A 5,742-nucleotide genomic window follows, 5' to 3' on the forward strand; every position below is an offset into this window, starting at 1 on the left:
GCCGGCCCCGCCCGTCGGAGCCGGACGAAAACGGCCGCGCCCTCAGCGGGCGCGGCCGTGATGTACGCATGAAAACGGAAACAACGACGTCACGACGACACGCGCACGCCTGGACACTCGGCGCGCACGACGGCGAAATCAGATCGCAAGCGGACAGCGCCGTACGACGAGTCACCACGGCGTGATTCGGCTCCGTGAGGGATGCACAGGGATGGAAGGCGCTCCTCCCGATGACGAGCAGGAAAGCCGATTTTGTCCGGTATTCACATTCCGTGCCAATACAGTCGTGAAAAGAGGTTTGGATGCGGGCGGTTCACCGGACCCGGAGGCCGGCGCGGACGGATCTTCGCCGCATCCGATGTCCCCGCACCTTTGCCGGAACGGCGGAATGCGGTAAACTCCCGCTCGTTGACGGCACTCCCGCGGACGTGGATCGAAACGCTACCGATGAGCACCCATTTCTTTGACGACCTCGAGGCGCGCGGCCTCGTTCACAGCGCCAGCGAAGGGGCGCGGCAGCTGTTCGACAACGGGCCCGTGACGGGCTACATCGGCTTTGACCCCACGGCGGCCAGTCTGCACGTGGGCTCGCTGCTGCAGATCATCGCCCTCATGCGGCTGCAGCGCGCGGGGCACAACCCCATCGCGCTCGTGGGCGGCGGCACGGGGATGATCGGCGACCCCAGCGGCAAGACGGCCGAGCGCCAGCTGCTCACCCGCGCCGACGTGGAGCGCAACGTCCAGGGGCTGCGCGACACCCTGGGCCGCTTCCTGGACTTCGAGGGCGAGCACGCCGCGCGGGTCATCGACAACCACGACTGGCTGGGCGGGCTGGGGCTCATCGAGTTCCTGCGCGACGTGGGCAAGCACTTCACGGTCAACTACATGCTGGCCAAGGACTCCGTCGCGCGGCGGCTGGAGCAGGAGGGCGGGCTGTCGGTGACGGAGTTCGCCTACTCGCTGCTGCAGGCGCACGACTTCGGGGTGCTCAACGACCGGTATGGCTGCGCGCTGCAGCTGGGCGGCAGCGACCAGTGGGGCAACATCACGGCGGGGATGGAGCTCATCCGCCGCACCCGCGGCCGCCACGTGCACGGCATCGTGCAGCCGCTCATCACCACCAGCAGCGGCGTCAAGTTCGGCAAGACGGAAGCGGGGACGGTGTGGCTGGACGCGGACCGCACGTCGCCCTTTCGCTTCTACCAGTTCTGGCTGAACACCGACGACCGCGACGTGGAGCACTACCTCAAGGCGTTCACGTTCCTGTCCGTCCAGGAGATCGCCGGGATCGTCGCGGAGCACGGGCAGAACGCCGCCGCCCGCGGCGCCCAGCGGCGCCTGGCCGTGGAGGTCACGCGCCTGGTGCACGGCGACGAGGGCCTGGCCCGCGCCGAACGCGCCACGGGCGTGCTCTTTGGCTCCGTCGCCGCGCAGGAGCTGCCCGCGGCCGAGCTGCTGGACGTGTTCGCCGACGTGCCGTCCACGGAAGTGGCGCGGACGCGGCTGGAGGGCGAGGGGATGAGCGTGGTGGACCTGCTGGCGGAGGCGGGCGTGGCGTCGTCCAAGGGCGAGGCGCGGCGGCTGATCCAGGGCGGCGGCATCTCGCTCAACGGCGGGCGCGTGGGCAGCGTGGACCAGCGCGTCCGCGCCGAAGAGGCCATCGACGGCCAGGTGCTCCTCCTCCGCAAAGGCAAGAAGGACAACCACGTCGTCCGCGTGGCCGGCTGACGCGTTTCGGGCAGACCGGACACGACGAGGCCCGGCAGGCAATCCGCCCGCCGGGCCTCGCTGTCGTTTCGGATGTGGATGAGCCTACTCCACCGCCAGCCCTGACGGGGGAACGGAGCCGGCGCGGCGGTGCAGGACCGCATCCGCCGAGTACGCGCCCGGCCCGTGGAACAGGAGCAGCAGCGAGCCAAAGAGCATGGCCAGCGCCGAGATGTTCGCGCTGAACGGCAGGCCCCAGTGCACCATCCCCAGCGCCACGGCAAAGTTGATGACCATGGTCGCCGCCGCGTACCGGGTCGCGAGGCCTACAAGGATCAGCAGCCCGCAGATGAACTGCGCGTACGCCGACAGGTAGGCGCTCAGGAGCGGGGCGGGGAAGCCGTTCTGCGCCACGAAGTCGCGGAACTCCAGCATCCGCGCGTTGCTGAACAGGTTGTCCTGCGTGCCGTAGACGAGCGTAGCGCCCAGGAAGACGCGGAACAGCGGGACGCCGAGCGCGGCGTGGCGCTCCAGCCATGCGGTGGGTGAGGGCATCTGCGGATCCGGTCGGTGCGGTGGGCATCAGGCGGAGGCACGAAGGATGGATCGTCCGCCGGCCGACGTACAGGGCGGGATGGAACGCGCGAGACGCAGGCGGTCTGCCGCGCCATGGCTGGCGGTTCGCCCCGCCGCGCGGCAGATTGGTCGCCTTCCTCACGGCACCCTCCTTCGCTCCATCCGCCCGTCCCGTGACCGACACCTTCCCCAGTCAGCCCACGCCCGCCGCGCCCATCCGCCACGTCCTTACGGAACGCGAGGAGCGTTTCGAGCGCATCCGCGGCCGAGCGGGGCTGGTGCTGGCACCCATCGTCTTCACCGCGCTGCTGCTGGCGCCGCTGGGCGGGATGAAGCCCGAGGCGCACCGGCTGGCGGCGGTGATGGCGGCCGTCGTCCTCCTGTGGATCACCGAGGCGCTGCCCATGCCGGCCACGGCGCTGCTGGGCGCGGCGGCGGCCGTGGTGCTGCGCGTGGCGCCGGCCAAGGAGGTGTTCGCGCCCTTCGCCGATCCGCTGATCTTTCTGTTCATCGGCTCGTTCATCATCGCCCGGGCCATCTTCCTTCACGGCCTGGACCGGCGGATGGCGTACGGCGTGCTGGCCATGCGGTGGATCGGCGGGCGGCCGTCGCGCGTGCTGCTGGCGTTCGGCGCCGTGACGGCCACGCTGAGCGCGTGGATGTCGAACACGGCCACCACGGCCATGATGTTCGGCATCGGCATGTCCATCCTGTCGGTGATGATGGCGGCCGGCGGCGGCGACCGTCCCGCCATCGACCCGCGCTACGCCACGGGGCTGATGCTGATGACGTCGTTCGCCGCGTCCATCGGCGGGCTGGCCACGCCCGTGGGCACGCCGCCCAACGTGATCGGCATCGGCTTCATCCGCGGGCTGCTCAAGGAGGAGGTCACCTTCTTCGAGTGGATGGCCATCGGCGTGCCCGTCGTCGTGCTGCTGTTCATCTGCCTGTACCTGTACCTCAACGCGCTGTCGCCGGCCGGCGTGCGCACGCTGGGGGCGGGCACGGAGGTCATCCGCCGCGCGCGCGACGGGCTGGGTCCCTGGTCGCGCGGGCAGAAGTCCGTGGCGATCGCGTTCGGCGTGACGGCGCTGCTGTGGATCACCCCCGGCCTGTTCGCGCTGACCCTGGGCGAGGACAGCGCGCTCTACCGCGAGATGAGCGCGCGCATCCCGGAGTCCGCCGCGGCGCTCATCGGCGCGCTGCTGCTGTTCTTTCTCCCCGGCGACGAGGGAAAGCGCGCCATCACCTGGGAGGAGGCGGCGCAGATCGACTGGGGCGTGATCCTGCTGTACGGCGGCGGGTTCGCGCTGGGCGTGCTCTCGTTCCAGACGGGACTGGCCGAGGCGGTGGGCCGCGGGCTCACGGGCATCATCCCCCTGCACGGGGAGTTCGGGCTGCTGGTGGCGTCGGTGATCGTGGCCGTGCTGGTGTCGGAGACCACGTCCAACACGGCGTCGGCCAACATGGTGGTGCCCGTGGTGATCTCCATTGCCGTGGCGCAGGGCGTGGACCCGCTGGTGCCCGCCCTGGGCGCCACGATGGCGGCCAGCCTGGGCTTCATGCTGCCCGTGTCGACGCCGTGCAACGCCATCGTCTATGGCTCCGGCTACGTCCCGCTGATGCGGATGGTGCGCTACGGCATCATCCTGGACGTGATCGGCGTCTTCGTCATCACGGGCGCGGTCTGGCTGCTGGCGCCGCTGATCCGATAGGTACGAGGGTACGAGGTACGAAGGTACGCTACTCCGGGGCCTTGCTTCCGGGGATGAAGGGCGGCCCCTCGCGCACGATGTACGGCGACGGCGGGCGGTAGGCGCCCTGTGCCTGCGCGGCCCCGCTCAGGCGCAGGATGCGCTCGGGATGCCGGCCGTCCAGCACGTCCTCCTTGGCGGCGAGCAGCAGCCCGCGGACCAGGTCGCTGTCCTTCGCCATGCCGGCCGCCCGCGCCGTCTCGCGCACGACCGCCAGCAGCTCCGCCGGAACGCGCAGGGAAACGCGCGCGCGCGCCGGTGCGTCCGCCAAGTCGGACTCGGACAGCAACCGCACGCGCTCGGCGAGCGCGGGGTCGTTCAGCAGCTCGCCTAGATAGAAGCGCAGCACGGCCGGCCGGACTGCCTGTACCGACGTGAAGAACTCCCGCGCGAGCAGGTAGATGACATCCTCCAGGTGCGTGGGGATGCGCGCCTCGAGCTGCTCTTCCTTGATGGGAACGCGCGCGTCCAGCAGGCGCGGCGTGGACTGCGCGGGAAGCGCGACGACGGTGCCGCACTGATCGCATGCATCCACCAGCACGCCCGGCACGTCGATGCCGCTCTCGTGCATGTGGTAGGTACGCACGCGCATATGCGTGTCCGCCGCCGCCGAGCAGTTCGGGCAGCCGCCGATGCCGGGGTCGCCTTCCTTCCACAGGTGCTTCGTTACGGGTGCACGCTGACGACCACGGCGATTCCGCGGTGCCAGTAGGCTTTTACGTACCACCGCTCGCCTCCGTAGGTCGGGGTGAAGATGTGACAGTCCGTTTCACGAAAATGGTGCCTGCTCGTGCTGTATTCCCATCCGGCGCATCGCTGGAGCAGGCGGATCACGAACAGCTCATCCACCGTGCCGGCGGACAGCAGGTTTTTCTCCCGTGCGTCGAGCCGGTCTTCGGGCAGGTACGCTCCGGATCGCAGCGCCTCGATCAACAGCGCGCGGTACTCCTTGAACCCCATCCGCTCCTCCCTGAATTGTACGACGTGTGTCGTGCAACTGTCAAGTGCATTCCGCGCACTTGTGTCGTCGCAGGGGGAGCAGGGTAATCGTACGATTCGTCCAGACCAAGAGGAAAAAAGGAGCGCTCCACGGGGGAACGTGGCGGAACACATGGATTCGGCGCGGATGCTGAAAACGCGAACGCCCGCCTTCGTAGAACCGAAGGCGGGCGCTCCTTTTCGCCGACCGGCCGAAGCCGGGCTTACTTCACGATCTCGTCCACCGAGCCGGCCGTCACGGGGTGGTAGCCGGGGCGCGCCTGCTGGTAGATGCGGCGGGCCAGCGGCTGCCCCCACTCGCCCTGCTCCATCAGGTTGGCGAAGAGCGGGCGCACGAACTTGCGGCGGCCCTGGCTGGTCAGGAAGCGCTCCAGCGCGGGCACGGCGGGGTCGTAGTGGTTGCGCACCGCCATCTGCAGCCACGCGAACAGGATCTCGCTGTTCCCAGAGCGCGAGAAGCGGAACTGCGCGTCGAGCGCCGTCATCTGCGACGCGGTCATCGTGTCCGGCAGCGCGGCGAGGAACTGCTGCCACTCCTGCGTGGTCCACTCGCCCGTCTGCAGCTGCGCGGCGGGCGTGCCGGCCGCGAACCGCTGCGCCTGCGCCTCCACGCGCGTGAACGCGTCGGACTGGCGGCGGACGGCGTTGGCGGGAACGCCCGTGCCGTACGCCCACTCGTCCAGCGCCAGCCGCTGCTCCAGCGCCG

The 5,742-nt window shown here is 69.8% G+C and carries 6 protein-coding genes; 2 read left to right on the top strand and 4 right to left on the bottom strand.

The window, feature by feature from the left end:
* The first annotated feature begins 447 nt into the window (after nucleotides 1-447).
* Nucleotides 448-1,728 carry a tyrosine--tRNA ligase gene (gene tyrS / locus VFZ20_RS05295; RefSeq protein ID WP_329682793.1) on the top strand — a complete coding sequence of 427 codons (1,281 nt, stop codon included), beginning with the start codon at nucleotides 448-450 and terminating at the stop codon, nucleotides 1,726-1,728.
* An 84-nt stretch (nucleotides 1,729-1,812) separates the two neighbouring features.
* Here tyrS and VFZ20_RS05300 read toward each other — a convergent pair whose 3' ends face one another.
* Nucleotides 1,813-2,262 (bottom strand): DoxX family protein, encoded by a 450-nt coding sequence (locus VFZ20_RS05300; protein WP_329682794.1) that lies wholly within the window; start codon nucleotides 2,260-2,262, stop codon nucleotides 1,813-1,815.
* Between the two features lie 194 nt (nucleotides 2,263-2,456).
* Between VFZ20_RS05300 and VFZ20_RS05305 the strand changes: the two genes are divergently transcribed.
* Nucleotides 2,457-3,998, top strand: coding sequence for a DASS family sodium-coupled anion symporter (locus VFZ20_RS05305; RefSeq protein WP_329682795.1), 1,542 nt, complete (start codon nucleotides 2,457-2,459; stop codon nucleotides 3,996-3,998).
* A 28-nt stretch (nucleotides 3,999-4,026) separates the two neighbouring features.
* On the opposite strand, the gene VFZ20_RS05310 is transcribed toward VFZ20_RS05305, so the two are convergent.
* The 3 genes from VFZ20_RS05310 to VFZ20_RS05320 all read right to left on the bottom strand — a co-directional run.
* Nucleotides 4,027-4,629 (bottom strand): hypothetical protein, encoded by a 603-nt coding sequence (locus VFZ20_RS05310; RefSeq protein ID WP_329682796.1) that lies wholly within the window; start codon nucleotides 4,627-4,629, stop codon nucleotides 4,027-4,029.
* A gap of 74 nt (nucleotides 4,630-4,703) precedes the next feature.
* On the bottom strand, nucleotides 4,704-4,997 hold the full coding sequence (locus tag VFZ20_RS05315) for a hypothetical protein (protein WP_329682797.1): 294 nt from the start codon (nucleotides 4,995-4,997) through the stop codon (nucleotides 4,704-4,706).
* Nucleotides 4,998-5,239: 242 nt separating this feature from the next.
* The coding region (locus VFZ20_RS05320; RefSeq protein ID WP_329682798.1) for a leukotriene A4 hydrolase C-terminal domain-containing protein at nucleotides 5,240-5,742 on the bottom strand (503 nt) is incomplete at its 5' end.

Origin of the sequence: Longimicrobium sp. (genome assembly GCF_036280135.1) — a bacterium.
Lineage (GTDB): Bacteria > Gemmatimonadota > Gemmatimonadetes > Longimicrobiales > Longimicrobiaceae > Longimicrobium.